18 protein-coding genes and 3 pseudogenes are annotated in these 26,687 nt (G+C 71.4%); 10 read left to right on the forward strand and 11 right to left on the reverse strand.

From position 1 onward, the window contains the following. Positions 1–180: 180 nt before the first annotated feature. A pseudogene (locus tag ACGFYV_RS01960) lies at positions 181–440 on the reverse strand (alcohol dehydrogenase catalytic domain-containing protein); the annotation flags it as partial. A gap of 284 nt (positions 441–724) precedes the next feature. Then, a complete protein-coding gene (locus tag ACGFYV_RS01965; protein WP_393876355.1) occupies positions 725–1,564 on the reverse strand; it encodes an IclR family transcriptional regulator in 840 nt (279 codons plus the stop codon). Positions 1,565–1,892: 328 nt separating this feature from the next. Here ACGFYV_RS01965 and ACGFYV_RS01970 point away from each other — a divergent pair, with 328 nt between their 5' ends. Beyond that, positions 1,893–2,216: a bifunctional 3-phenylpropionate/cinnamic acid dioxygenase ferredoxin subunit gene (locus tag ACGFYV_RS01970; RefSeq protein ID WP_393876356.1), complete on the forward strand. Its 324-nt coding sequence runs from the start codon at positions 1,893–1,895 to the stop codon at positions 2,214–2,216. 167 nt (positions 2,217–2,383) lie between these two features. On the opposite strand, the gene ACGFYV_RS01975 is transcribed toward ACGFYV_RS01970, so the two are convergent. Beyond that, positions 2,384–2,773: a hypothetical protein gene (locus ACGFYV_RS01975; protein ID WP_393876357.1), complete on the reverse strand. Its 390-nt coding sequence runs from the start codon at positions 2,771–2,773 to the stop codon at positions 2,384–2,386. Here ACGFYV_RS01975 and ACGFYV_RS01980 point away from each other — a divergent pair. Further along, positions 2,766–2,966: pseudogene (locus tag ACGFYV_RS01980) on the forward strand (NAD-binding protein); the annotation flags it as partial. The gene ACGFYV_RS01975 and the pseudogene ACGFYV_RS01980 overlap by 8 nt on opposite strands. Before the next feature lie 276 nt (positions 2,967–3,242). Here ACGFYV_RS01980 and ACGFYV_RS01985 read toward each other — a convergent pair. After that, on the reverse strand, positions 3,243–3,785 hold the full coding sequence (locus ACGFYV_RS01985) for a hypothetical protein (RefSeq protein ID WP_393876391.1): 543 nt from the start codon (positions 3,783–3,785) through the stop codon (positions 3,243–3,245). Between the two features lie 418 nt (positions 3,786–4,203). On the opposite strand from ACGFYV_RS01985, the gene ACGFYV_RS01990 reads away from it, so the two are divergent. From ACGFYV_RS01990 to ACGFYV_RS02010, 5 genes are read left to right on the forward strand one after another with little or no spacing between them, the layout of a single operon-like run. After that, positions 4,204–7,158, forward strand: coding sequence for a nitrate- and nitrite sensing domain-containing protein (locus ACGFYV_RS01990; RefSeq protein WP_393876358.1), 2,955 nt, complete (start codon positions 4,204–4,206; stop codon positions 7,156–7,158). Next, entirely contained in the window at positions 7,155–7,589 is a 435-nt protein-coding gene (locus ACGFYV_RS01995; RefSeq protein WP_393876359.1) for a roadblock/LC7 domain-containing protein, read from the forward strand. The genes ACGFYV_RS01990 and ACGFYV_RS01995 overlap by 4 nt, the downstream gene beginning before the upstream one ends. A 9-nt stretch (positions 7,590–7,598) precedes the next feature. Next, entirely contained in the window at positions 7,599–7,994 is a 396-nt protein-coding gene (locus ACGFYV_RS02000) for a DUF742 domain-containing protein (protein ID WP_393876360.1), read from the forward strand. Between the two features lie 24 nt (positions 7,995–8,018). Beyond that, a complete protein-coding gene (locus ACGFYV_RS02005) occupies positions 8,019–11,657 on the forward strand; it encodes a hydantoinase B/oxoprolinase family protein (protein ID WP_393876361.1) in 3,639 nt (1,212 codons plus the stop codon). Next, positions 11,638–12,255 (forward strand): ATP/GTP-binding protein, encoded by a 618-nt coding sequence (locus tag ACGFYV_RS02010; RefSeq protein ID WP_393876362.1) that lies wholly within the window; start codon positions 11,638–11,640, stop codon positions 12,253–12,255. The genes ACGFYV_RS02005 and ACGFYV_RS02010 overlap by 20 nt, the downstream gene beginning before the upstream one ends. Before the next feature lie 164 nt (positions 12,256–12,419). Here the strand turns inward: ACGFYV_RS02010 and glpK are convergent, their stop codons facing one another. The 4 genes and pseudogenes from glpK to ACGFYV_RS02030 form a co-directional block, all read right to left on the reverse strand. After that, on the reverse strand, positions 12,420–13,940 hold the full coding sequence (gene glpK, locus ACGFYV_RS02015) for a glycerol kinase GlpK (protein ID WP_393876363.1): 1,521 nt from the start codon (positions 13,938–13,940) through the stop codon (positions 12,420–12,422). Positions 13,941–13,974: 34 nt separating this feature from the next. Beyond that, a complete protein-coding gene (locus ACGFYV_RS02020; protein WP_393876364.1) occupies positions 13,975–14,706 on the reverse strand; it encodes an MIP/aquaporin family protein in 732 nt (243 codons plus the stop codon). A 590-nt stretch (positions 14,707–15,296) separates the two neighbouring features. Further along, complete coding sequence (locus ACGFYV_RS02025) at positions 15,297–16,946, reverse strand: GGDEF domain-containing protein (RefSeq protein WP_393876365.1); 1,650 nt, start codon at positions 16,944–16,946, stop codon at positions 15,297–15,299. A 314-nt stretch (positions 16,947–17,260) separates the two neighbouring features. Further along, positions 17,261–17,375, reverse strand: a pseudogene (locus tag ACGFYV_RS02030) (zinc ribbon domain-containing protein); the annotation flags it as partial. A 112-nt stretch (positions 17,376–17,487) separates the two neighbouring features. Here ACGFYV_RS02030 and ACGFYV_RS02035 point away from each other — a divergent pair. Continuing rightward, positions 17,488–18,024: an NUDIX domain-containing protein gene (locus ACGFYV_RS02035; RefSeq protein ID WP_393876366.1), complete on the forward strand. Its 537-nt coding sequence runs from the start codon at positions 17,488–17,490 to the stop codon at positions 18,022–18,024. 69 nt (positions 18,025–18,093) lie between these two features. On the opposite strand, the gene ACGFYV_RS02040 is transcribed toward ACGFYV_RS02035, so the two are convergent. After that, entirely contained in the window at positions 18,094–20,454 is a 2,361-nt protein-coding gene (locus ACGFYV_RS02040) for a glycoside hydrolase family 31 protein (RefSeq protein ID WP_393876367.1), read from the reverse strand. A 214-nt stretch (positions 20,455–20,668) separates the two neighbouring features. Here ACGFYV_RS02040 and ACGFYV_RS02045 point away from each other — a divergent pair, with 214 nt between their 5' ends. Together ACGFYV_RS02045 and ACGFYV_RS02050 are read left to right on the forward strand one after the other, a co-directional pair. Further along, on the forward strand, positions 20,669–22,636 hold the full coding sequence (locus ACGFYV_RS02045; protein ID WP_393876368.1) for an acetoacetate--CoA ligase: 1,968 nt from the start codon (positions 20,669–20,671) through the stop codon (positions 22,634–22,636). A gap of 157 nt (positions 22,637–22,793) precedes the next feature. Further along, positions 22,794–23,705, forward strand: a complete 912-nt coding sequence (locus tag ACGFYV_RS02050) for a hypothetical protein (RefSeq protein WP_393876369.1) — start codon at positions 22,794–22,796, stop codon at positions 23,703–23,705. Positions 23,706–23,795: 90 nt separating this feature from the next. Here ACGFYV_RS02050 and ptsP read toward each other — a convergent pair whose 3' ends face one another. Together ptsP and ACGFYV_RS02060 are read right to left on the reverse strand one after the other, a co-directional pair. Beyond that, positions 23,796–25,466: a phosphoenolpyruvate--protein phosphotransferase gene (gene ptsP / locus ACGFYV_RS02055; RefSeq protein WP_393876370.1), complete on the reverse strand. Its 1,671-nt coding sequence runs from the start codon at positions 25,464–25,466 to the stop codon at positions 23,796–23,798. An 89-nt stretch (positions 25,467–25,555) separates the two neighbouring features. Further along, positions 25,556–26,005: a PTS glucose transporter subunit IIA gene (locus tag ACGFYV_RS02060; RefSeq protein ID WP_393876371.1), complete on the reverse strand. Its 450-nt coding sequence runs from the start codon at positions 26,003–26,005 to the stop codon at positions 25,556–25,558. Positions 26,006–26,687 lie beyond the last annotated feature (682 nt).

A 26,687-nucleotide genomic window follows, 5' to 3' on the forward strand; every position in this document is an offset into this window, starting at 1 on the left:
GCGGCCGGCGTACGGTGGAGGCATGGCCGGGCGGGTGCGGCGGGGTGCGGCGGGGTGCGGCGGGGCGCGGCGGTGCGCTCGGCGCGGGTGAGGAGAGAGGGTTGGTGGCCTTGGCTATCGCCTCGCAGAAGTCCACGAACACCAGGCTGTCCTCGAAGATCGTGTGGTCGAACATGGGGGCATCGGCTGGGCGGTGTTGCGCGAGTCGAAGCAGTACCAGGGCCGGCCGCGGCGACAGGAGCGGCAACTGCCGCAGGGTGCCCGCCAGGCCAGGACCACGTAGTCACCCGGCCGCAGATCGGTGACACCGGCTCCGACGGACTCGACCGTCCCCGCGGCCTCGTGGCCCAGCGGGAACGGGAGTCGTCGTTGATCGCACCTTCCCCGTAGTGGAGGTCCGTGTGGCACACGGCGACTACGGCACGGGCCTCGTGTGACACGACAAGCTCTTCTGCTGTTGTGCGTTGCGTGTTACGCGATGGGTTGCGCGATGGGGAACGTACTGAGAACGCCGTCACGGAGCCGTCAACGGGGTGCGCGCCAACCTGAGGCAAAGGGAATCCGCGACGCGAAAGCTCTCGTCCTGCGTCCGCCCCGTCCGCCCCGTCCGCCCCGTCCGCCCCGCCCGCTCCGTGCGGGATCTGGTCGGCGTCAGCCTGGCGTCTGCTCGTCCGACGCCCTCACGCGCCGGTGCGGCCCTCGCGGACATCTCCTCGCCGCTCCCTCAGAAGCCGTAACCCATGCGACGCGACAGCTCGGCGCCGGCCGCCACCGTCCGCTTCGCCACCTCCGGCAGACGGTCGGAATTCAGCCGGTACACCGGCCCCGACACGCTGATCGCCGCGATGACCTTGCCGTCGTGCGCGCGGACGGGCGCCGCCACGGCGGCGAGCCCCAGCTCCAGCTCCTCGACCGTGGTGGCGTAGCCCTGCTCGATCACCGTCTCCAGCTCGGCCCGCAGCATCGCGGCACCGGTCAGCGTGTGGTCCGTGAACCGTGGCAACGGCCTGGCCAGAAGACCCTCGCGCAGGGTCGGCGGCAGGTGGGCGAACAGCACCTTGCCGCTGGAGGTGGCGTGCAGCGGGGTGCGTCTGCCCAGCCAGTTCTGCGCGGTCACCGAGGCGGTGCCCCTCGCCTGCATGATGTTGACCGCCGCGTCGTCGTCGTGCACGGCGATGTTCACCGTCTCGCCCAGCTCGTCCGCGACCTCGCGGCAGATCGGGACGCCTTCCTGGGAGATGTCCAGCCGGACGGCCGCCGCTCCCGCCAGGCGCAGGACGCCGGCACCCAGGTAGTACTTGCCGCGGTCCTTGGCCTGGGCCACCAGGCCGCGGTTCTCCAGGACACCGAGCAGCCGGAACGCCGTGGACTTGTGCACGTCCAGCTCCTCGGCGATCTCGGTGACGCCCGCCTCGCCGTGCCGCGCGAGGATCTCCAGGACGCTCACGGCGCGGTCCACCGACTGCACCGCGCTGGCCGCGCCGCGGCCGTTCCGCCTCTCCGTGGTTCTCGGGTCCTGCGTGGTCTCCTCGCCGCGGTCAGGCCGCTTCTGCGTGCCGGTCATGACTCGACTCTCACCACCTGTCGGCCCGGTTCGGGCCGCATCTGCGGGAGGCCCTTGACGCGACGGGCGTCCCGCGCGGATTCTGTTGCGCATAGCGCTGGATAGTGCACCATGCGAAACATCATGTTACCCAAGCGTCGGGATCCCGGAAGGGTCCCCGACCGCCCGGACCGTCTCGGTCCGCCACTCCCGCACCGCCGTACCGCCCGGACCGGGCGACGGTCCGGACCCCAGCCCGCACCGCTTCCGCCTGCATCCCTACTGCCTGAATCCCTCCTGCCTGCATCGAGCAGGTCCCGGACCCCGTGTCCCGGACCGAGAGGGGCCCGTGATTCCCGTCTGCCGCCTCGAAGACCTCCCCGAGGGGGAGTCCGTCCGCGTCGGGACCACACCGCCGATCGCTGTGTTCCGCACCGACGACGGCGAGTTGTACGCCATCGACGACACCTGTACCCACCAGGACGCCTCCCTCTCCGAGGGCTGGCTGGAGGGCTGCTCGGTCGAATTCCCGCTGCACGCCGCGTCCTTCGACCCGCGCAGCGGCGAACCGACCTGTCCCCCGGCCCGGCGCCCCGTGCGCACTCACCGTGTCACCGTCGACGAAGGCGTCATCCACGTCCACCTCACCGCGGAGGAGGACACGGCCGCATGACCACCCTCACCGACCGGCACGGGCCCACCACCGTACTGCTCTCTCCTCCCGCCGTGTCGGCTCCGCCCTCCTGCGCGCGGGTCTCGCCGTCCGCCCCGCAGGCCTCGCCCGTCTGCGCGGCTACCGCTCCTCTCGCCGTGCCGGCCGCCTTCGCACCGGCAGCTCCTTTAACCGTGCCCGTGGCGCTCGCCCCCGTACCGGCCCCCTCCGTCGCCGCAGGACTTCGCCACGCTGACTTCCTGACCGGCCGCGCCGACGAGGACGGGATCGCCCTCACCGACGCCGACGAGACAGCCGGACTCGACGCCGAGTGGCTGCTCGGTGTCCGCGCCCGCGGTCTCGACACCCGCGGCAGCACCCTGCTCCTGGACGACGGCCGTACGGTGCCCACCGACGGCCCCGTCATCGCGACCGGCTCCACGGCCCGCCGCCTGCCCGGCGCCGCCCGCCGCCTGCCCGGCGCCGCCCTCGCCGGGGTCCACACGCTGCGCACCCTGGACGACGCCCCGCGCCCTGCGCACCGACCTCACCCGGAGTCCACGCCGGGTCGTGGTCATCGGAGGCGGCTTCATCGGCGCCGAGACCGCCTCCTCGTGCGCCGAACTCGGCCACGACGTCACGGTCGTCGAAGCCGCCCGGCTCCCGCTGGTTCCCCAACTCGGTGCGCGGATGGCCTCCGTGTGCGCCGCTCTGCACCGCTGCGGCGGAATCGATCTGGTCACCGGCACCGGTGTGGCAGGCCTGCGTGGCGCCGTTTCGGTCAGCGCCGTCGACCTCGCCGACGGCCGCACCCCGCCGGCCGACGTCGTTGCACCGCGACGGCGACACCGTCCAGGTGACGGAGGGTCACTTCACCACCTGCGCCCCCGGCGAGGACGGTTTCCTGGCCCGACTACGGGCGCGACGGCCGTACGGTCGCCGTGCTCTCCGTGGACCGCCCCCGCGCCTTCATGCGCGCCCGGCGGGAACTCGGGCGGGAACAGAGGAAGGCGGAGCCGGCTGTGCTGTGAGATCAGGATGCGAGGTTCAGGAGTGGGACAACTGCCCGGTGTCGCCGGGCTGGGGTATCCGCTCCTGATCCCGCTGGGCGGACCGCTCCCGTCGCCGGGCGGCACGGCGCTCCCGGCGGAGCGACCGGGCCGTGCTGCTCGGCTCGGAGACCACGCCGTTGCGCTGGTTCCACACCTGGCGGGTCACCCAGACATCGACCACCACCCAGGTGGCCACCACCGTGGCGGCAAGACTGCTGATCATCATCGGGAACGCGAGCCAGGACCCGGCCAGTGTGCACAGGAACGCCACCATGGCCTGGATCAGCGTCACCGCGACGATCAGCACCGCCCGCACCGCCGCCGTGCGCACCGGGTCGGGCATCGGGTGCCGCCGTGCGGGCTCCTCGACCCACAGCGGCCGGTACGGCGACGTCCGCGCGTCAGTGGACCGCGACGCGTGCTCCCCGGCCTGCCGGCTCGCCGGAATGCCGCCCATGGGCGCCTCCCGCTCCCGCCACACCGCCGAGCGCGGGTACATGCTCTCCTCGGGCGCCTCGCGCCGCTCCGCCGTGCCCATCACCGTGTCACTCCCCACCGCAGGCAGACCGCTCGCCCCGGTGCCCGAAGGCACCGACCCCCAGTGGCTGCCCGGCTTGCGCTCATTTACGCGGCCGGGACGCGGAATGCGGCGCCTGTGGCCGATTCCGCCCCCCATTACCTATGGAGAGGGACGAACGACTCGCCCCGAAGATTCCCGTCCTGCGAAAAATTTCGGTCGATCGACTGTCCGTACCGCTTCGGTCGGTGTTCCCGGGGACCCGCGTGCCGTGGCGGCGATCTCCCATCATCTCCGGACAAGTCGCCATGTCCTTTCGCTGATGCGGGAGTTCAATCTCCGGACAAGTCTTCGAGTTAACTGTGAGGCGGTAGTAGGCTCGCGCCGTTTGTAGGCGGACATGTACCCCCGGCCGACGGGGGTCGAGCTGGGGGAGGCCATGCGCTTTCGCGGGAAGTCGATCCGCCGGAAGATCGTGGCGCTGCTTCTCGTGCCGCTGGTGTCCCTGGCCGCCATCTGGGGTTTCGCCACGGTACTCACGGGGCGTGAAGCCGCGCAGCTCTTCAGCGTGTCCGATGTCGTCCAGGACATCGGCTACCCCACCGAGGACACCGTCCGCGTGCTGCAGCAGGAGCGCCGTCAGACCCTCGTCTACCTCGCCGACCCCCGCGCGGCCGATGCTCTGTCCGCACTGCACCGCACCCGCACGTCCAGCGACCGCGCCATCGCCGAGATCCGCGGCAACGCCCGGAACCACGACATCCTCGACGGCCTGGACGCGGCCGACAAAGAGCGCCTCACCACCCTCCTGGAAGGCTTCGACGGCCTCGACACCCTGCGCCGGAACGTCGAGGAGCGATCGGTGACGCGCGTTCAGGCCTACGACTTCTACAACCGCCTCGTCGACCCGTGCTACTCCCTGCTCGCGGCTCTCGACAACATCGACGACGTCCAGATGAACAAGCAGTCCGGCGCCCTGGTCAACATCACCCGCGCCCGTGAACTGCTCGCCCGCGAGGACGCCCTGCTCGGCTCCGCGCTGGTGGTCGGCAGGCTCTCGCACGACGAGACCCGTGACATCTCCGACCTCGTCGCCCAGCGCACCCTCCTGTACGACATCAGCCTCCCGCTGCTGCCCGCCGCGGAGCGCGAACGCTACGAACGCTTCTGGAGCAACGCCACCACGGCCCCGCTGCGCATGGCCGAACAGACCGCCATCGACACCGATTCCGGAACCCCCCGCGGCGTCACCGCCAAAAGCTGGGACTCCACCGCGGCCGGCGTCCTCGACGACCTCGGCAAACTCGACGACCAGGCCGGCAACCGCTTCACGGACCGCATGCGTCCCGTGGCCTTCGGCGTCATCGCACAGGCGGCCGTCGCCGGCCTCCTCGGCCTCGCCGCCCTCCTGTTCTCCATCGTCCTGTCCGTACGCATCGGCCGCAGCCTCGTCCGCGACCTGCGGCAGCTGCGCCTGGAGGCGCACGAGGCGTCCGGTGTCCGGCTGCCCAGCGTGATGCGCCGCCTCTCCACCGGCGAACAGGTCGACGTCGAGACCGAGGTGCCCCGTCTGGAGTACGACAAGAACGAGATCGGCGAGGTCGGCCAGGCCCTCAACACCCTCCAGCGCGCCGCCGTCGAAGCCGCCGTCAAGCAGGCCGAACTCCGCGCCGGTGTCTCCGAGGTCTTCGTCAACCTCGCCCGCCGCAGCCAGGTGCTGCTGCACAAGCAGCTCACCCTGCTCGACACCATGGAACGCCGGACCGAGGACACCGACGAACTCGCCGACCTCTTCCGCCTGGACCACCTCACCACCCGCATGCGCCGGCACGCCGAGGGCCTGGTGATCCTCTCCGGCGCCGCACCGTCGCGGCAGTGGCGCCGCCCGGTGCAGCTGATGGACGTCGTGCGCGCCGCCGTCGCCGAGGTCGAGGACTACGAACGCGTCGAGGTCCGCCGCCTGCCCCGGGTCGCCGTCACCGGTCCCGCCGTCGCCGACCTCACCCACCTCGTGGCCGAACTCCTGGAGAACGCCACGGTCTTCTCGCCCCCGCACACCGCCGTCCAGGTCTTCGGCGAGCGGGTCGCCAACGGCTTCACCCTGGAGATCCACGACCGCGGTCTCGGCATGACGGCCGAGACCCTGCTGGACGCCAACCTCCGGCTCGCCGAGACCCCCGAGTTCGAACTCTCCGACACCGACCGGCTCGGCCTGTTCGTGGTCAGCCGGCTCGCGCAGCGGCAGAACGTCCGGGTCTCCCTGCAGCCCTCCCCGTACGGTGGTACCACCGCCGTCGTCCTCATCCCTGACGCGCTGCTCAGCGACGACGTCCCGGACACCAACGGCGTCGGCTTCCGCCTCGACCGGGACCGGTCCTCGAAGCACGCCGGGCAACCGTCCGGCCGCACCGTCACCCGCTCGCAGGCACCGCAGCTCCCCGGCGTGCCGACCTCCCTGCTGGACGGCCCGGTCGAGCTGGGAGCACCGGTCGACCTCGACGCCCTCACCGACTTCCCGGGTGCGCTGACGGACGAGGACAGCGAGCGCGGCGGGCTGTTCCGCCCTCGTCGCTCCCTCGCCTCCGCCGACGACCGTTCCACCGCCACCCGGCCTGTCGATCAGCTCCATCAGCCCGCCCCCCTGCGCGCCGACGACGGTGCGGCCGACAACCGGCTCCCGGGGCCCGTACCACTGCCCCGGCGGCAGACGCCCAAGCTGGTCAGCTCGCACGGCAAGTCCGTCACCGACCCGCGGACCCGGCACGACGACGCGGGCGAGCCGGCGGACGCGCTCGCCGAGGACACCACGAGCCGTCCGGCAGCGAGCGGTCCGCCCCCGCTGCCGGCCCGTCGCCGCGGTGACGCGGTGCGCAGGGCCCAGGGCCGCACCGGTCGCGGCGATGAGCGCACACCGGCCGGCGGCGAGCGTACGTCGGCCCTCGGCGAGCGCCAGTCGGTGGTTGACGGGCGCACACCGGCTGTCGACGAGCGCCAGCAGGCCTTCGGCGAGCGCCCGGCCACTCCCGGGACCGGTCCGGACGAGACCTCCCCGGTCCCCGCACTGCCCCGACGGCCCCCGCCCCCGGAGGTCACCCCCGGAGCCGGCCCGAGCGCCGGCACCCCGCTCACCGGCGGTGACGCGCCGGCACAGCCCGCCTCCGGCACCGGCCCGCTGCCCCGGCGCGTACGACAGGCCAGCCTGGCGCCGCAGCTGAAGCAGGGCCCCGAACAACGCACCGAACCCACGGACCGCCCGGCCGATCGAGACGCCGACGAGGTCCGCGGCCGCATGGCATCGCTCCAGCGCGGCTGGCAGCGTGGCCGTGAGGAGAACGCCGCGGGCGACGCCCGCAACGGCTCAGCACAAGGAACGACAAAGGGGGACGGCCGATGACCGCACCAAAGGCGACCGACCGCTCGACCACGAACGACGGCGAGCTGAACTGGCTCCTCGACGACCTCGTCGACCGGGTCGCGAGCATCCGCAAGGCCGTCGTGCTCTCCGGCGACGGCCTGGCCACGGGGGTGTCCAAGGACCTGACCAGGGAGGACAGCGAGCACCTCGCCGCTGTTGCGTCCGGCTTCCACAGCCTGGCCAAGGGCGTAGGCCGCCACTTCGACGCGGGCACCGTCCGGCAGACCGTCGTCGAACTCGACGACGCCTTCCTGTTCGTGACGGCGGCCGGCGACGGCAGCTGCCTCGCGGTCCTCTCGGACGCCGACTCCGACGTCGGTCAGGTCGCCTACGAGATGACACTGCTGGTCAAGCGGGTCGGCGTGCATCTGGGCGCCGCTCCGCGCACCGATCTGCCCGCAGGCGGGTAGTGGGATGTCATGAGCGCAGACGGTCAGGGAACAGGACACTGGTTCGACGACGACGCCGGACCGGTCGTCCGTCCCTACGCCATGACACGCGGCCGCACCACGAGCCCCGGTCAGCATCGTCTCGACCTGATCGCGGTGGTCGCCACGGAACCCGGTGCGGGCGATCCGGAGGCGGACCCGACGCTCGCCCCGGAACAGGTGGAGATCGTCGGGCTCTGCCGCACGGCACCCCAGTCGGTCGCCGAGATCGCCGCGGAACTCGACCTGCCCATCGGTGTGGTGCGCGTCCTCATCGGCGACCTCGTGGACGCCGAACTCGTCCATGTGACGCGCCCGGTACCCCCGGCGGAGCTGCCGGACGAGAGTATTCTGCGCGACGTGATCAACGGCCTGCGGGCCCTGTGACCGGCGTGGAAGCGGAGTGGTGACGTGACAGGCTGGCAGTTCTGGGTCGACCGAGGCGGCACCTTCACGGACATCGTCGCGCGTCGTCCGGACGGCCGGCTGCTCACGCACAAGCTGCTGTCCGACAACCCGGCGCGGTACGCCGACGCGGCCGTCGCCGGTGTACGCGAACTCCTCGGGACCTCCCGCGAGCCCGTCGACGCCGTCCGCATGGGCACCACCGTCGCCACCAACGCGCTGCTGGAGCGCAAGGGCGAGCGCACGCTGCTGGTGATCACCCGCGGCTTCCGGGACGCCCTGCGTATCGCCTACCAGAACCGCCCGCACATCTTCGCCCGCCGCATCGAGCTGCCCGAGCTGCTGTACGAACGGGTGGCCGAGGTCGACGAGCGGATCGCCGCCGACGGCACCGTCCTGAGGACCCCCGACCTGGACGCGCTGTCGGGCCCCCTCCGGCAGGCCTACGACGACGGGATCCACGCCGTCGCCGTCGTCTGTCTCCACAGTCACCTCCACCCGGCCCACGAACGTGCGATCGGGGATCTCGCCGCGCGCATCGGCTTCCCGCAGATCTCGCTGTCCAGCGAGGTCAGCCCCCTGATGAAGCTCGTACCGCGCGGGGACACCGCCGTCGTCGACGCCTACCTGTCGCCGGTGCTGCGCCGCTACGTGCGGCACGTCGCCGACGAACTGCGCGACGTGCGGCTGATGTTCATGCAGTCCAACGGCGGGCTCGCCGAGGCCGGACAGTTCCGCGGCAAGGACGCCATCCTGTCCGGGCCGGCCGGCGGGATCGTCGGCATGGCCCGGATGTCGCAGCGCGCCGGCTTCGACCGCGTCATCGGCTTCGACATGGGCGGCACCTCCACCGACGTCTCCCACTTCGCCGGCGAGTACGAGCGTGTCTTCACCGCCCGGATCGCCGGCGTCCGGCTGCGCGCCCCGATGCTGGACATCCACACCGTCGCCGCGGGCGGCGGCTCCGTCCTGCACTTCGACGGCTCCCGCTACCGCGTGGGCCCCGACTCCGCCGGCGCCGACCCCGGACCCGCCTGCTACCGCGCGGGCGGCCCCCTCACCGTCACGGACGCCAACGTGATGCTCGGCCGGATCCAGCCCGCCCACTTCCCACCGGTGTTCGGACCCGACGGCGACCAGCCCCTGGACGCCGACATCGTCCGCGACCGGTTCACCGCCCTCGCGCACGACATCCGCGAGCGGACCGGTGACGACCGCACCCCCGAACAGGTGGCCGAGGGATACCTGCAGATCGCCGTCGCCAACGTCGCCAACGCCGTGAAGCGGATCTCCGTCCAGAAGGGCCACGACGTCACCCGCTACGCCCTCACCACCTTCGGCGGGGCGGGCGGCCAGCACGCGTGCAGGGTCGCCGACTCGCTTGGCATCCGCACCGTCCTCGTACCCCCCATGGCCGGAGTCCTCTCCGCGCTCGGAATCGGCCTCGCCGACACCACGGCGATGCGCGAACAGTCCGTCGAGGTCTCTCTGGAGGCCGCCTCGATGCCCGGCATCCGTAAGACGGCCGACGACCTGGAGGGCGCCGCCCGAGCCGAACTCCTCGCCGAGGACGTCCCGCAGGACCGCATCGAGGTCGTCCGCCGCGCCCAGCTCCGCTACGACGGCACCGACACCGCTCTCACCGTCGAGCTGACCGAGCCCGACACCATGAAGCACGCCTTCGAAGAACGTCATCGCGCCACGTACTCCTTCACCCTCGACCGTCCGGTCGTCGTCGAAGCCCTCTCCGTCGAAGCCACCGGCATCACCGCACCCCCCGATCTCTCCGCCCTCGCCCCCTACGAGGGCCACCCCACAGCCCCCGAATCCGTCCGCCTCCACACCGGCGGCGCCTGGCACGACGTACCCCTTCGCCGCCGTGAGGGCCTTCCTCCCGGCGACACCGTCACCGGCCCCGCGGTCATCACCGAGGCCGGCGCCACCACCGTCGTCGACGACGGCTGGCGTGCCGTGGCGACCGACGACGGGCATCTGGTCATGGAACGCATGACGGTCACGGAGAGTTCCAGCCTCGGCACAGAAATTGATCCCGTTCTGCTTGAGGTCTTCAACAACCTCTTCATGTCCATCGCCGAACAGATGGGTGCCCGGCTGGAGTCCACGGCCCAGTCCGTGAACATCAAGGAGCGCCTGGACTTCTCCTGCGCCCTGTTCGATCCCGACGGGAACCTCGTGGCCAACGCGCCCCACATCCCCGTCCACCTGGGCTCGATGGGGACCAGCGTCAAGGAGGTCATCCGCCGCCGCGGCACCGCGATGCGGCCGGGGGACACCTACGCCGTCAACGACCCGTACCACGGCGGCACCCACCTGCCCGACGTCACGGTGATCACCCCGGTCTTCGACACCGACTCCGCGACGGACACGGAGAGTGAGCCCGAGATCCTCTTCTACGTCGCCTCACGCGGCCACCACGCCGAGATCGGCGGGATCGCCCCGGGCTCCATGCCGGCGCACAGCCGCACCATCGACGAGGAGGGCGTCCTCTTCGACAACTGGCTGCTCGCCCAGAACGGCCGCTTCCGCGAGGAGGAGACACGCCGGCTCCTCACCGAGGTGCCCTACCCCTCCCGCAACGTCCGCACCAACCTCGCCGACCTGCGCGCCCAGATCGCCGCCAACCAGAAGGGCGTCGACGAAGTCCGCCGCATGATCGAGGAGTTCGGCCTCGACGTCGTCCAGGCCTACATGCGGCACGTGCAGGACAACGCCGAGGAGGCGGTCCGCCGCGTCATCGACGCCCTGGACGACGGGGAGTACGCCTACGAGACGGATTCGGGCGCGCTCATCCGCGTCCGCGTGCGCGTCGACCGGGCCGCGCGCCGCGCCACCATCGACTTCACCGGCACCTCCGCCCAGCTCGGCACCAACTTCAACGCCCCGTTCGCCGTCGTCAACGCGGCTGTCCTCTACGTCTTCCGCACCCTGGTCGCCGATGACATCCCGCTCAACGACGGCTGCCTGCGCCCCCTGGACATCGTCGTACCGGCAGGCTCGATGCTCGCCCCCGAGCCGCCCGCCGCCGTCGTCGCCGGCAACGTCGAGACCTCCCAGGCCATCACCGGCGCCCTCTACGCCGCGCTCGGCGTCCAGGCCGAGGGCTCCGGGACCATGAACAACGTCACCTTCGGCAACGACCGCCACCAGTACTACGAGACCGTGGCCTCCGGTTCCGGAGCGGGCGAGGACTTCCCCGGCGCCGACGTCGTACAGACCCACATGACCAACTCGCGGCTCACCGACCCCGAAGTCCTGGAGTGGCGACTGCCCGTCAGGCTGGAGGAGTTCGCCGTCCGGCCGGGCAGCGGCGGCGCCGGACACCGGCGCGGCGGGAACGGAGCCGTGCGCCGCATCCGCTTCCTGGAACCCATGACCGTCTCCACACTCTCCCAGCACCGCCGTGTGCCCCCCTACGGGATGGCGGGCGGCGAACCCGGTGCGCTGGGCGCCAACCGGGTGGAGCGGGCCGACGGAACGGTCACCGACCTCGGCGGAAGCGGTTCCGCGGACGTCGGCCCCGGCGACGTCCTGGTCATCGAAACCCCCGGTGGCGGCGGCTACGGCCGGCCGTCCCCCGATTCCCGTCGAGCAGGAGAAGAGATCGATGGTCCTCGAGCGAGCTGAGCGCGGCACACCCCCGGTCGAGCCCGTCACGCTCAAGATCCTGGTGGCCGGCGGCTTCGGCGTGGGCAAGACGACCCTCGTCGGCGCGGTCAGCGAGATCAAGCCGCTGCGCACCGAGGAGTCGCTGACCGAGGCCGGGCGCCCGGTCGACGACACCAGCGGTGTGGAGGGCAAGCACACGACCACCGTGGCCATGGACTTCGGCCGCATCACCCTGCGCGAGGACCTGGTGCTCTACCTGTTCGGCACGCCCGGACAGGAACGGTTCTGGTTCATGTGGGACGAGCTGTCCGAGGGGGCGCTCGGTGCCGTCGTCCTCGCGGACACGCGGCGCTTGGAGGACTGTTTCGCCGCCGTCGACTACTTCGAGCGGCGCTCCATACCCTTCCTCGTCGGCGTCAACTGTTTCGAAGGCGCGGCCCGTTATCCGGCCCAGGACGTCCGCCAGGCCCTCGACCTGGACGAGGACGTGCCCGTGGTGCTGTGCGACGCCCGTGATCGGGAGTCGGCCAAGGACGTCCTCATCAGTGTCGTCCAGCACGCGATGGCATACGCCGCCACGCACCGCCGTCCGGCCGTCACCACCCTCACCACGTGACCGCCTGACTCCCTGTCACCGCCTGCTCGCCGTCACCACCTGACCAACCAGGCACGGCCCGTACCCCCGCCGACAGGGGTACGGGCCGTGGTCCTTGGAAGGGCGCCCGCGCGGGGGCTCAAAATCGCCCCACGCGCGCGTGCCCGCGCGCAGACCCCGCTCGGCTACTCGACGCCTTCCTCCAGCCAGCCGAGGCTCTTCTCCACGGCCTTGCGCCAGTTGTCGTACTCGCGCTCGCGCACCGACGCCTCCATCGCGGGCGTCCACTCCGCGTCCTTCTGCCAGTGGGACTTCAGCTCGTCGAGGTCGTTCCACACACCCGTCGCGAGGCCGGCCGCGTAGGCGGCGCCCAGACAGGTGGTCTCGGAAACCCGGGGCCGGATCACCGGCACGCCGAGGACGTCCGCCTGGTGCTGCATGAGCAGGTTGTTCCGGGTCATGCCGCCGTCGACCTTCAGCGTCGTGATCCGTACGCCAGAGTCCTGGTACATGGCGTCCACGACCTCGCGCGTCTGCCAGCTCGTGGCCTCCAGCACCGCACGCGCGAGATGGGCCTTGGTGACGTACCGGGTGAGTCCCGTGACCACCCCGCGCGCGTCCGAGCGCCAGTAGGGGGCGAACAGACCGGAGAAGGCGGGCACGATGTAGGCGCCGCCGTTGTCCTCGACGCTCGACGCCAGGGTCTCGATCTCGTCGGCGCTGCGGATGATCCCGAGCTGGTCGCGGAACCATTGGACCAGCGCGCCCGTTATCGCTATGGACCCCTCCAGGCAGTACACCGGAGCCTCGTCGCCGATCTTGTAGCCCATCGTCGTCAGCAGTCCGTTCTTGGACGGCACCGGCCGGTTGCCCGTGTTGAGCAGCAGGAAGCTGCCGGTGCCGTAGGTGTTCTTGGCGGTGCCGACGTCGTAACAGGCCTGCCCGAACACGGCGGCCTGCTGGTCGCCCAGTGCCGAGGCCACGGGCACACCGTCGAGCTGTCCGACGGCGGTGCCGTACACCTCGGCGGAGGACCTGATCTCAGGCAGGACCGAGGGCGGCACGTTCATCGCGGAGAGGAGGGAGGGATCCCACTGGAGGGTGTCGAGGTTCATCAGCATGGTGCGGCCGGCGTTCGTGACGTCGGTGACATGGCGGCCGCCCTCCGTGCCGCCGGTGAGGTTCCAGATCAGCCAGGAGTCGATCGTGCCGAAGGCGATCTCGCCGCGTTCGGCACGATCGCGCAGACCGGGCACGTTGTCCAGCAGCCAGACCGCCTTGGGCCCGGCGAAGTAGCTGGTGAGCGGCAGTCCGGTCCGGTCGCGGAAGCGGTCCTGGCCGTCGGCGCCAGCCAGCTCGTGGCACAGGGCGGCGGTCCGGGTGTCCTGCCAGACGATCGCGTTGTGCACGGGTTTGCCCGTGGCGCGGTCCCACAGGACGGTGGTCTCCCGCTGGTTGGTGATGCCGAGGGCGCTGAGCCGGTCGGCGCGCAGCCCGGCCTTGGCGAGCGCGCCGGCCACCACGGCCTGCACCTTGGACCAGATCTCGGTGGCGTCGTGCTCCACCCAGCCCGGCTTGGGGAAGATCTGCCGGTGCTCACGCTGGTCGACGGCGACGATCGCGCCGCCGTGGTCGAAGATGATGCAGCGGCTGGACGTGGTGCCCTGGTCGATGGCGGCGACGTACTTCTCGGCGGTGTCCGTCATGGCTGTCCCTGGGTCGCTGGGTGGGATCGCTGGGTCAGAAGGCCGCGTTGTAGACGAGGCCCGCGAGCGCCCCGCCGATCAGCGGGCCGGCGACCGGGATCCAGGCGTAACCCCAGTCGGACGTGCCCTTGTTCGGGATCGGCAGGAAGGTGTGCACGATGCGCGGGCCGAGGTCACGCGCCGGGTTGATGGCGTAGCCGGTGGGTCCGCCGAGGGAGCAGCCGATGCCGACGACCAGCAGCGAGACGACCAGCACGGCGGTGCCGGACTCGCCGAGCCCCTCGGTCAGCCCGAAGGCGAGGATCGGCAGTACGAGCGCGATCGTCGCGATGATCTCCGTGAGGAGGTTGGCAACCGGGTTCCGGATCTCCGGGACGGTGGAGAAGATGCCGAGGGTCGGCACGGGTCCGTCGCTGTCGCTGTCGCCCTCCTTACGGACGTTGGCCTGGAACTGGGCGAGGTACACCAGATAGGCGAGGACGGCTCCGAGTATGGCGCCGACCGTCTCGCCCAGCGGATAGACCCAGACCTTGTCCCATTTCCCGGTGTCCACGGCGATGCCGATGGTGACCGCGGGATTGAGCTGGCCACCGGAGAGCGGGGCGGCCGTGTACGCGCCCGCCAGCACGCCGAACCCCCAGCCGAACGCGATGACGATCCACCCCGAGGCGCGCGCCTCGGAATGTCTGAGCGTGACGGCGGCGCAGACACCGGCACCGAACAGGATCAGGATCGCGGTGCCGACGAATATGTCTCCGTTGCTCATGGCGGCTCCCTAGGGGATGTCGTTTGGATCATCCCGGCGTCGCGGGCCCTGGCACGCACATCTGCGGCGTTGTCGTCACTCGCCGACTCCCCCACGCTCGGCTCCGCTCGCGCGGGGGACCCCCCCATCGCGTCGACGCACTCCTCCGCCTTGCATCTGTACGCACCAGACCTCGCTTGGGTCGGCCGGTCTGCACTGTCGGTCCCGGCCGGCCTGATCCAAACGACACCCCCTAGCGCCGGCCGGGGCGATCTGTCCCGGTCCTTTGTGCAGGAACGGTTCCTTGATTCCTTGGCGACTTCAGCCGAAGGCAGCAAGTGCCCGCACCCCGCCAGGCGTCCGTGTCGAGCGTGCCGTGGCAGCCGGATCGCCCATGGCGAGCGGGCCGTCGAGCAGGAGAAAGACCCGCGACGCGTGCCTGAATACGCCGCGTATGTACGGCGGTGTCGGCTGACACCCGGAAGTTTTCACCGGTGTCCCGGGGCCGTCAAGGTCGCTGACGGCAACGATGTCAGCGGTTGCCGGCAGCTGGACGGTCGCGGGCTGCTTCCCCTGAGCGGACGATCAACGGCCGCCCCGCGACGGGATGTTCAGCCCAACGGCTCGGCCGCCGCGTAGCCCGCCTGGGCGGGTGCGGGACCGGGGCCGCGCCGGATCTCGTGGCCGGGCAGCCCCGCGCGCCCGAGGACCCAGCTGGCCCCCCTGAGCGCCTTGGCCGCCTGCTTCAGCGGAGCGAGGTACGCCGCGGCCTGCCGATGGTCCGCCACGCTGCCGGGCACGCACACGACGGTGGCCAGGGACAGCGTGACGGGACGGCCGCCCGCCGACCAGGGTGCGTCCAGCACGGCGGCCACCAGCGGATCGAGCGCCGCCTCCTCGGCCAGCACCAGGAAGTCGTCCCCTCCGATGTGGCCCACGTGCGCGGGCCCGGCCACGGCCTCCCGCAACGCCTGCCCCACCGAGCGGATCAGCTCGTCGCCCGCCGCGAACCCGGAGCCGTCGTTGACCTGCTTGAAGTGGTCGATGTCCAGCCAGCTCAGCGCGAAGGCCCGCCCGTCGGCGATGTGCCGGTCCACCTCGCTGGTGATGGCGTCCGAACCGGGCAGCCTGGTCAGCGGGTTGAGCCCGGCCGCCTCCTCCACCCGGCTCTCCGCCAGCGCCCGCACGAGGTCCGCGAGCCGTACGACACCCACGCAGCGGCCGTGCCGGTCCACCACCGCGACGTCGTCCGAAGTGCGGTCCCGGCCGCCGACCGCCACGACGTCCAGCACTTCCCAGGCGGTCGCGTCGACACCGACCGTGCGCGGCGGGTCGCCCAGTTTGAAGGCCGGCCGGTCCGCGTAGAGGGCGTGCCCGTACCGGCCGGACATCGTCAGCAGGAACCGCGACCGGTGCACCGACCGGACGGGGGCCCCGGTCTGGTCCACGAGCAGCACTCCGGAGACGTCCGGGGAACCGGTCAGCAGTGCGCGCACCTGTCCGGCCGGGGCCGTCACCGGAAGAACGGCCGCGGGACGCACGAACTCCCGGACCGACGGCCCCGACCGGGGCACCGCCACGGCGCCGGGGGAGCGGGGCGGAACGTATACGTCCGCCGCCGGTATCCGGGCCGGTGGCGCGAACAGCTCGCCCTGGGCCAGCTGCGCTCCGGCCGACACCGCGGCGTCGCACTGCAGCTCGGTCTCCACCCCCTCCACGGCCACCAGGGCACCCAGTTGCTCGCAGAGCGTCCGCATGGCCCGGACCGCGGCCGGCCGGGCCAGCAGCGAGGCGTCGAGCTTGATCAGGTCGGGACAGAGGTCGGTGAGCAGCCTGAGGGGTACGTCCCCGTCACCGATGCCGTCCGCGCTGATCCGGAACCCCTTTTCGCGCAGCGTGTGCACCGCCTCCAGCAGCGCGGGCTGCGCCACGTGCGTGTAGGGCGGCACGATGTCGAGGGTCACCTCCCAGGGCATCCGGCCCGCTGCCCGTACGGCGTCGTGCAACAGGGACAGGCCGCCCAGGTCGGCCAGCGTGGCCGCGAACACGTTCAGGTGCAGCGGCAGCAGCGTCTCCTTGCGCGTCGCCGCGCGGAGCGCCAACACCATCAGTTTGCTGTCGAGTTCGGGGTTGCGACGGGCCTCGGCCAGGATGTCGCCGGTCTCCGGGCGGGCGAGTATCTCCAGTGCGGCGATCGCGCCGGTCGTCAGATTGACCACCGGCTGGAAGGCGAAGCGGAGAGTATCCGTCCAGGAGGGCACGGGAGCATGATGGCGCCACGCGCGTACGCCCAGGGGCAGTTCATAAGACGTTCACGCAGGATTCCGAGGTGGTCACACAGCGTGGACAATCCCCTGCGTCCCGCCTGTCGCAGTGCCCCTGTCGCAGTGCCCCTGCCGCAGCGCTCCTGTCGCGGCACCCCCGTCGCAGCGAGCCTGCGCAGCGCTCCCGTCTGGGCCCGCTCACCGCACCGCGACCACCGCCGATCCGTGCCCGAACAGTCCCTGGTTCGCCGTGATCCCTATGCGCGCCTGCGCCACCTGCCGGTCGCCCGCGGCATCCCTCAACTGCCAGGCCACCTCGCGCGGGAAGAAGACCGTGGCGCAGGACGCGCAGCGTGTGCCGAGAAGCCGGAAGGCGTCCCCGTCACCGCTGAACCAGGCGGCGCCTGCCGGCGTCCTGGTAACCAGAGGGGCTGCCGGGGCCTACGGGGGGCCGGCAGCCCCTCTGGACGGAACGCGATCGTCTCGTGGTGCCGCACTGGCGGAAGACGTCCTTCCTCTGATCGGATACAGTCCGCGCGTGTCCGAAATTCAGCACCCAATTGCCAACTCCGCGCCTGACTCCCACTGTTCGAGCTGCGGAGCGCCCTATGGAGAAGGCATCTCCGGCTGGCCGCGCACCTGTCCGTCCTGCGGAACCGTGGCCTACCGCAATCCGCTGCCCGTCGCGATCGCGCTGCAGCCCGTGTATGACACCAAGGGCACGGCCCTGGTCGTCATCACCCGCACCATCGAGCCCGCGCGCGGCGGCATCGCGCTGCCCGGCGGCTACATCGACGACCGGGAGGACTGGAAGCAGGCCGTCGTCCGGGAACTCAAGGAGGAGACGGGCATCGACGCCGCCGCCCGCGACGTACGGCTCGTGGACGCCATGAGCTCACCGGACGGGCACCTGCTCCTGTTCGGAGGCCTCCCGGAACGCCCCGTCGAAGGGCTGCCGGTGTCGACCGCGACGGACGAGACCGAGGGCTGGCACCTGTTGCGCAGGCCTGAGGAACTTGCCTTCCCGCTGCACACCGCTGCGGTGCGGGCGTGGTTCGAGGGCCGGTACATCTGAGCCCACGCCGTCCGGGCCAGGCCGTCGGAGCCCAGGCCACCTGGGCCCAGACCCTCTGAGACCAGACCCTCAGCCGAGACCCCGCACGCGCACCGGGCAGGACGGTTCGGCCGCGCCGTCCTTGCCCGCCCGGGTGACCACCACTTGCCGGCCCTGCCGCCGGGCGACGTAACGTTCGACCTCCGGTTCGTCCCAGCCGTCGCCCGGGTCCGGCACCACCAGCCCGCCCCCGGTCCGTCCCCGGGCGGGCGCCCACACCTCCAGTTCGAGCCCGCCGTCGGTGCCGCGCACCGGAATGACCGCACCCGCGCGCGCGAGCACCGGAATCCGCGACAACGGCGCGTCCACCAGCACCTGCGCCGGCCCCTCGTAGGCCTGCTCCGTCACCGTGTCGTACCAGCGGCCCCGCGGCAGCTGCACCGTACGCCGGTCGGCCCCGGGATCCAGGACCGGTGCCACGAGCAGAGCGTCACCGAGCAGGAACGCGTCCTCACAGTCGCGCAGCGCGCGGTCCTCCGGCGCCCCCCACCACAGCGGCCGCACATAGGGAGCGCCGGTCCGCCGTGCCAGATGGGCCAGCGTGACGAAGTACGGCAGCAGACGCCGGCGCTCGCGCAGCGACACGCGCGCGTGCTCCAGCACCTGCGGACCGAACTCCCACGGCTCCCTGCGCCCGGCCCGCAGACTCGCGTGCGTCCGGAACAGCGGCAGGTACGCGCCGAGCTGGAACCACCGCAGATACATCTCGGGCGACGGACTCCCGTCGAAACCGCCCACGTCCGGCCCCGAGTACGGCACCCCGCACAGACCGAGCCCCAGCACCAGCGACAGGGAGGCCCGCAACCCCGGCCAGCCCGTCGCCACGTCCCCCGACCACGTGCCCCCGTAGCGCTGCATGCCCGCCCAGCCGGACCGGGAGAACACGAACGGCCGCTCCTCGGGCGACAGCCCGCGCAGCCCCTCGTACCCCGCCCGAGCCATGCAGAGCGCGTACACGTTGTGCGCCTCGCGATGGTCGCCACCGCGCCCCTCCAGGACGTGCCGCGCCGAACGCGGCAGGGTGCCCTCACCGAACGCGCTGAACGAGGTCGGCTCGTTCATGTCGTGCCAGAACCCCGCGAAGCCCTGCTCCAGCCGCTCCTGGTACAGCCCGCCCCACCACTCGCGCACGCGCGCGTCCGTGAAATCGGGGAAGACCGACTCACCGGCCCACACCTCGCCGCGCACGGTCCGCCCCGAGGCGTCCCGCACGAAGGCGTCCACCGCCGACCCGCTGTCGTACACCGCGTTGCCCGGTGCCGCCTTCACCGCCGGATCGACGATCGACACCAGCCGGATCCCGTCCCGGCGCAACTCCTCGGCGAACACCGCGAGCTTGGGGAAGCGCTCCCGGTCGACGGTGAACACCTGATGGTCGTCGTAGTGGTCGATGTCCAGGTGGACGGCGTCCAGCGGCAGACCGTGCTCCTGATAGCCCGCCACGATCCGGCGGACCTCCTGCTCGCTGCCGAAGCCCCACCGCGCGTGATGGTGCCCCAGCGCCCAGGCCGGCGGCACCGCGGGCGCCCCCGTCAGCGAGGCCCACGCGTGCAGCACGCGCGCGGGGGTGCCCACCATCACCCAGCAGCGCAGCGGACCCCCGTCCATCCGCACCTCGCACCGCCCCGTCCGGTCGTGGCCGGACCCCGCACCCTCCTCGCCCTCCCGCAGGGTCACCGTGCCGTCCCAGGAGGTGTCGTGGAACACCAGGTGCGCCGCGGCGTCGGCCACCACCAATTGCACCGGCATGGTCAGGTACAGCGGATCGTCGCCGGGACCGAACGCCTGGCTCGGGTCGGTGTTCCACAGCCGGTACCTGCCGTTGCGCAGCCGGGGCCCGGACGCGCGCCCACCCAGCCCGAAGAACCGGGCGTCCGCCGCCACCTCGGACCGCTGCATCCACCGCGCCGCACCCCCGCCGACCGGCTCCCACCAACGCGGCGGCAGATCCCGGCGCAGCATCACCCCGCCGGGCGTGCGCACCTCCACCGCGCCGTGCCGCGAGACGGCCACCGTCACCCGCTCCGCCACGACCCGCCAGCCGCCGTCCTTGTCCGGCTCCAGCACCGCCCGCGGATCCGGCTCGGGACGGTCCCCGGCCAGCGCGTACGACGGCTCGGGACCCGCTCCGTCCCAGCCCCAGAAGACGGCCCCGCTGACCGTGACGGTGATCCTCAGCTCGGACCGGTCGAAACGGATCAGACCGCCCCCGGGACCCGGCTCGGCATCCCGCACCTGACCGGGGACCCGGGCGCGCTCGGCACCCCGCGGCGGCAGCGCCGCGGCGTCGATCCGCCTCCTGCGCCACGCGGCGCGAACGGTCCGCAACCTCTGAGCCGCCCTTCCCGAACCGACCCCACCCATCGAACCCACCAGGTCACGACCGTCCATACTGCTCACCCTGCCACTGAGCGCCCCACGCGCGCGTGCCGTTCAACTGCCGTTCACCCGTGCTGGGACCACATCTTCACGACATGGATTATGTGGGGCGCGCCCTGGTGTAGAAGTCGATCACATGGCATCGTCCGTGTCAGCCGCGTCACGCGCACACCCCAGCCCGTGCGCGGTCCGACGCCCACGACGCGCACAGCCCGGGAGCAGCCCCATGTCGACCGCGAACCCCCAGCCGCTCTGGCAGCCCGATCCCGAGCGTATCGCCCAGGCCCGCATCACCCGGTTCCAGGCATGGGCCGCCGAGCACCACGGCGCCCCCGCCGACGGCGGTTACCCGGCCCTGCACCAGTGGTCCGTCGACGAACTGGACACCTTCTGGAAAGCCGTCACGGAGTGGTTCGACGTCCGCTTCACGGCGCCCTACGCGCGCGTGCTCGGCGATCGCTCGATGCCCGGCGCCCAGTGGTTCCCGGGAGCCACCCTCAACTACGCCGAACACGCCCTGCGCGCCGCAGCCGGCCGACCGGACGAACCGGCCCTCCTGCACGTCGACGAGACCCATGAGCCGCGCCCGGTGACCTGGACCGAACTGCGCCGCCAGGTGGGCTCCCTGGCCGCCGAACTGCGCGCCCTCGGCGTACGCCCCGGCGACCGGGTCAGCGGCTACCTCCCCAACATCCCCGAGGCCGTCGTCGCCTTCCTCGCCACGGCCGCCGTGGGCGCCGTGTGGACCTCCTGCGCCCCCGACTTCGGCGCCCGGAGCGTCCTCGACCGCTTCCAGCAGGTCGAACCCGTCGTCCTGTTCACCGTCGACGGCTACCGCTACGGCGGCAAGGAGCACGACCGCCGGGAGATCGTCGCCGAGCTGCGCCGCGAACTGCCGACGCTGCGCGCCGTCGTCCACATCCCGCTGCTCGGCACCGAGGCACCCCAGGGTGCCCTCGAATGGTTCGCGCTGACGGCCGCGGACACGGAGCCCGTCTTCGAGCAGGTGCCCTTCGACCACCCGCTGTGGGTGCTGTACTCCTCCGGCACGACCGGCCTGCCCAAGGCCATCGTCCAGTCCCAGGGCGGCATCCTCGTCGAACACCTCAAGCAACTCGGCCTGCACTGCGACCTCGGCCCCGAGGACCGCTTCTTCTGGTACACGTCGACCGGCTGGATGATGTGGAACTTCCTCGTCTCCGGCCTGCTCACGGGAACGACGATCGTCCTGTACGACGGCAGCCCCGGCCACCCCGACACGGGAGCCCAGTGGCGGATCGCCGAACGCACCGGAGCCACCCTCTACGGCACCTCGGCCGCCTACGTGATGGCCTGCCGCAAGGCCGGCGTGCACCCCTCCCGCGACTTCGACCTCTCCACGGTCCAGTGCGTGGCCACCACCGGCTCGCCCCTGCCCCCCGACGGCTTCCGCTGGCTGCACGACGAGGTCCGCGACGACCTCTGGATCGCGTCCGTCAGCGGCGGCACCGACGTCTGCTCCTGCTTCGCGGGAGCCGTACCGACCCTGCCGGTGTACACCGGCGAACTCCAGGCACCCGGCCTCGGCACCGACCTCCAGTCCTGGGACCCGAGCGGCAAGCCCCTCGTCGACGAGGTGGGCGAGCTGGTCGTCACCAACCCCATGCCCTCGATGCCGATCCGCTTCTGGAACGACCCCGACGGCAGCCGCTACCACGACAGTTACTTCGACACCTACCCCGGCGTGTGGCGCCACGGCGACTGGATCACCCTCACCTCGCGGGGCTCCGTGATCATCCACGGCCGCTCCGACTCCACCCTCAACCGGCAGGGCGTACGCATGGGCTCGGCCGACATCTACGAGGTGGTCGAGCGCCTGCCCGAGATCAAGGAGTCCCTGGTCGTCGGCATCGAGCAGCCGGACGGCGGCTACTGGATGCCCCTGTTCGTGCACCTGGTACCCGGTGCCACCCTCGACGACGCGCTCGTGGACCGCGTCAAGCGGACCATCCGCGAGCAACTCTCGCCCCGCCACGTGCCCGACGAGATCATCGAGGTCACCGGCGTCCCGCACACCCTCACCGGCAAGCGCATCGAGGTCCCGGTCAAACGCCTCCTGCAGGGCACCCCGCTGGAGAAGGCCGTCAATCCCGGTTCCATCGACAACCTCGGCCTGCTCGGCTTCTTCGAGGAACTGGCCCGCGAGCGCGCCTGACGCCCAAGGGTTCCAGAGGTCCCCACCCCCTCGCAGACGGCCTCGGACCCGCCCGCCCGGCACGGCGGCGAAGCCCGAGGCCGGCTCCACCGGACCCCGTTGTCAGTGCCCCCGGTTACGGTGAGTGAGCAATGATCGACCGCGCACAGGGGGAAACATGGCGCATACCGACCAGCAGACCATGCGACGCGTTCTGCGCCGCGAGATCGCCGGCACCGTCGGCCTGCTCACCGACGAGCACGACTTCCGCGCGATGCGGCGCTACAGCAGCTTCACCTTCGACGACCACACGACCTACCTCCAGCAGATGGAGACCGTCCTCAAAACGCGGGCCGCGCAGGGCAGCCACACCACACTCGCGCTCTTCGACCCCGACGACTTCGCCCGGTTCTGCGCGGACACCGGCCTCGACCCGGAAGCACCGGCCAGCCGCGGCCACTTCACCGCGGAACTCGCGGCCACCGGCCCCACCATCCCCTACGACGGCAGCCCGCTCACCACACTCCTGCCCGCCCTCGTCGACGAAGCCGTACGACAGGCCACGTGGGAGTACGCGACCACCCTTCTGACCCGCCTCGGCCCCTGCCCCGGCTGCGGCGAGGACATCGGCCGCGCGGCCTTCGTCCGTGCGGCCGACCTTCTGGTCCGCATCCTCGACACCGCACCACCCGGCGACCGCCACCTCGTCTGCAGCGTCTCCGGACCACCCGAAACCCTCGTCTCCGTCCTCCACGCGGACACGGGCGACAACGCCCCCGCAGAACCGGACGCCCCCACAGAACTGGACGAGGCCGAAGCCCTCGAATTCACCAGCGTCCTCGCCCTCGGCCTGGCCACCCACAGCCCCGGCGGACTCGTCATGCGCACCAGCACTCCCGGCGCTCCCGACCGCGTCCAGGGGTGGCGACTGCGCGCCGGCGAACTCGAACCGCTCACCGCCGCCGAAGTCTTCGACGCCTACTGCACCGACGCCGAGACCGGCGACCTCGTCCCACCCGAGCCCGGCGTCGACTACTGCGCACCCCCCGACCTCGCAGAGGAGAGGAAGAAGCCAGGACACGGCCACTGAACGCGCCAGGGGCGCCCCACCCGAAGGCGGGACGCCCCTGCGGCCGACGACCGGTACGAGCGTGCGAGCGCTCCGCACCGTGCGGCACGCCTACTCGCCGGAGAGCACCGCCCGAGCCGCGGCCCGCGCCTCCTCGGCGCTGTCCACCGCACGCGCGGCCGACGCCGCCCGCTCGCACTGCGCCAGCGTGTACTTCGCCAAAGTCGCCCGCACATACGGGATCGACGCCGCACCCATCGACAGGGAGGTGACCCCCAGACCCGTCAGCACGCAGGCCAGCAACGGATCGGACGCGGCCTCACCGCACACCCCGCAACTCTTGCCCTCCGCCTTGGCCGACTCCGCGGACAACGCGACCAGGTCGAGCAACGCGGGATGCCACGGGTCCTGGAGCCGCGACACCGCACCCACCTGCCGGTCCGCGGCGAACGTGTACTGCGCGAGGTCGTTCGTGCCCAGCGACAGGAACTCGACCTCCTGCAGGATCGAACGCGCCCGCAGCGCGGCCGACGGGATCTCCACCATCGCGCCGAACTTCGCCCGCAACCCGGCGTCCCGGCAGGCGTCCGCGAACGCCTTGGCGTCCGTACGGTCCGCCACCATGGGCGCCATGACCTCAAGGTAGACGGGCAGCCCCTCGGCGGCCTTCGCCAGCGCGGTCAGCTGCGTGCGCAGCACGTCGGGGTGGTCAAGCAGGGTCCGCAGACCCCGCACGCCGAGCGCCGGGTTCGGCTCGTCGGCGGGCGTCAGGAACTCCAGCGGTTTGTCCGCACCCGCGTCCAGCACACGGACCACGACACGACCTTCGGGGAAGGCCTCGAGCACCTGCCGGTACGCCGTCACCTGCTTCTCCTGCGACGGCGCGTTCTTGCTGTCGTCCAGGAACAGGAACTCGGTCCGGAACAGACCGACACCCTCGGCGCCGGCCTCCACAGCCGCCGGCACGTCCGCCGGACCGCCGACGTTGGCCAGCAACGGCACCTTGTGCCCGTCGGCCGTGGCACCCGGACCGGTCGAGGCGGCCAGAGCGGCCTTGCGCTCCGCGGCAGCGGCCTCCAGCTGCGCCTTACGCTCCTCGCCCGGGTCGACGAAGATGTCACCGGTGCTGCCGTCGACCGCGATCACCGTGCCTTCGGCCAGCTCACCGGCACCCGGCAGCGCCACGACGGCCGGCACACCCAGCGCACGCGCCAGGATCGCGCTGTGACTGGTCGGCCCGCCCTCCTCGGTCACGAAACCGAGCACCAGAGTCGGGTCCAGCAGCGCCGTGTCGGCCGGGGCCAGGTCACGGGCGACGAGCACATAGGGCTCGTCACTGTCCGGGACACCCGGCATCGGGACACCGAGCAGGCGGGCGACGATACGGTTCCGCACGTCATCGAGGTCCGCCACACGGCCGGCGAGGTACTCCCCGGCCGCGGCCAGCAGCTCGCGGTAGGCCGCGAACGCGTCGTACACGGCGCGCTCCGCCGTACTGCCGACCGCGATCCGCCGATCCACGTCCGCCATCAGTTCGGGATCCTGGGCCATCAGGGCCTGCGCCTCGAGCACGGCCTGGGCCTCACCGCCCGCGAGGTTGCCCCGCGCCGTCAGATCAGCGGCCACCGCGTCCACGGCCTGGCGCGCCCGCCCCTGCTCGCGCCCCGCCTCCTCGGCCGGGATCTGCTTGGCCGGCGGCTCCAGCACCGCCGTTCCCATGTGCCTGACCTCGCCGATCGCCACACCGTGGCTCACGCCGACGCCTCGCAGCGTTGTCTCCATCTCACCCGTCTCCCATAGTGCGGCAGGTCCCGCCGCCGCGGTGGTCTTCCTGCGTGCCGTACCTATGCCGTCGTACGACGGCGCGGCGATCAGTTCCAGGAGAAGAGGCTGTCGCCGGTCTTCACGTCGCCGCTGTCGACGACGGAGGAGAGGGACTCGGCCGTGGCCTCCAGCGCCACGACCGGGCACACCGGCGACTTGCCCGCGGCCTCGACCGCGGCGGGGTCCCAACGGACGATGCTCTGACCGCGCACCACTGTGTCGCCCTTGTTGACGAGCAACTCGAAGCCCTCGCCGTTGAGCTGGACGGTGTCGATACCGAGGTGGACCAGCACGCCGTGACCACTTGCGTCGACCACGACGAAGGCGTGCGGGTGCAGGGAAACGATGACGCCGTCCACGGGCGCCACGGCCTCGGAACGCTCACGCGCGGGGTCGATGGCGGTACCCGGGCCGACCATGGCCCCGGAGAAGACCGGATCCGGCACCGCGGCCAGTCCGATGGCCTGTCCGGCAAGAGGGGACGTCACGGTGGTCATGGGAAGCCTCCCAAGAAGTGGAGCTGCATACGGGCTGTCACTGCCTGCCCGGACGGCGTGCTGAGCAGCAGCGTATGACAGATGAAGTGGCGGTTCCGTATAGAAGCTACCAGCTAGTGGTCTAGACCACCAACCTCCTCGATTTGCGTGTGCTCCGAGCCCGCGTGTACAGTCGTACTCCTGCTTGGGGCGGAGCGATGCGAAAGCGTGCTTCCTCGGCAGCACCCAAAGTTATCGGATCCTCTCTCAGGGGCACCTTCTGCATGCCTGCAGTGCGGTGGTCAGAGAGACGGAAAAAGCCTGATAGATTTTGGATCGCCGGAAAGGGAAACGCGAGAGCGGAAACCTGGAAAGCACCGAGGAAATCGGGTCGAGAAAAGATCTGATAGAGTCGGAAACGCAAGACCGAAGGGAAGCGCCCGGAGGAAAGCCCGAGAGGGTGAGTACAAAGGAAGCGACCGTTCCTTGAGAACTCAACAGCGTGCCAAAAATCAACGCCAGATATGTTGATACCCCGTCCGTCGGAACATTCCGATGGTCGAGGTTCCTTTGAAAAAACACAGCGAGGACGCTGTGTGCGAGAGGACTATTCCTCCTCTCGCACCGCTCTCGTGGTGTTCATCCCGATCACGGGAAAACATTCACGGAGAGTTTGATCCTGGCTCAGGACGAACGCTGGCGG

Source organism: Streptomyces sp. NPDC048297, assembly GCF_043201585.1.
Taxonomy (GTDB): domain Bacteria; phylum Actinomycetota; class Actinomycetes; order Streptomycetales; family Streptomycetaceae; genus Streptomyces.

Coding starts and splice junctions, on each gene's coding strand:
- ACGFYV_RS01965 (WP_393876355.1), bottom strand. CDS start 1,564: ATGACCGGCACGCAGAAGCGGCCTGACCGCGGCGAGGAGACCACGCAG.
- ACGFYV_RS01975 (WP_393876357.1), bottom strand. CDS start 2,773: ATGACCACGACCCGGCGTGGACTCCGGGTGAGGTCGGTGCGCAGGGCG.
- ACGFYV_RS01985 (WP_393876391.1), bottom strand. CDS start 3,785: ATGGGCACGGCGGAGCGGCGCGAGGCGCCCGAGGAGAGCATGTACCCG.
- ACGFYV_RS01990 (WP_393876358.1), top strand. CDS start 4,204: ATGCGCTTTCGCGGGAAGTCGATCCGCCGGAAGATCGTGGCGCTGCTT.
- ACGFYV_RS01995 (WP_393876359.1), top strand. CDS start 7,155: ATGACCGCACCAAAGGCGACCGACCGCTCGACCACGAACGACGGCGAG.
- ACGFYV_RS02000 (WP_393876360.1), top strand. CDS start 7,599: ATGAGCGCAGACGGTCAGGGAACAGGACACTGGTTCGACGACGACGCC.
- ACGFYV_RS02010 (WP_393876362.1), top strand. CDS start 11,638: ATGGTCCTCGAGCGAGCTGAGCGCGGCACACCCCCGGTCGAGCCCGTC.
- glpK (WP_393876363.1), bottom strand. CDS start 13,940: ATGACGGACACCGCCGAGAAGTACGTCGCCGCCATCGACCAGGGCACC.
- ACGFYV_RS02020 (WP_393876364.1), bottom strand. CDS start 14,706: ATGAGCAACGGAGACATATTCGTCGGCACCGCGATCCTGATCCTGTTC.
- ACGFYV_RS02040 (WP_393876367.1), bottom strand. CDS start 20,454: ATGGACGGTCGTGACCTGGTGGGTTCGATGGGTGGGGTCGGTTCGGGA.
- ACGFYV_RS02045 (WP_393876368.1), top strand. CDS start 20,669: ATGTCGACCGCGAACCCCCAGCCGCTCTGGCAGCCCGATCCCGAGCGT.
- ACGFYV_RS02050 (WP_393876369.1), top strand. CDS start 22,794: ATGGCGCATACCGACCAGCAGACCATGCGACGCGTTCTGCGCCGCGAG.
- ptsP (WP_393876370.1), bottom strand. CDS start 25,466: ATGGAGACAACGCTGCGAGGCGTCGGCGTGAGCCACGGTGTGGCGATC.
- ACGFYV_RS02060 (WP_393876371.1), bottom strand. CDS start 26,005: ATGACCACCGTGACGTCCCCTCTTGCCGGACAGGCCATCGGACTGGCC.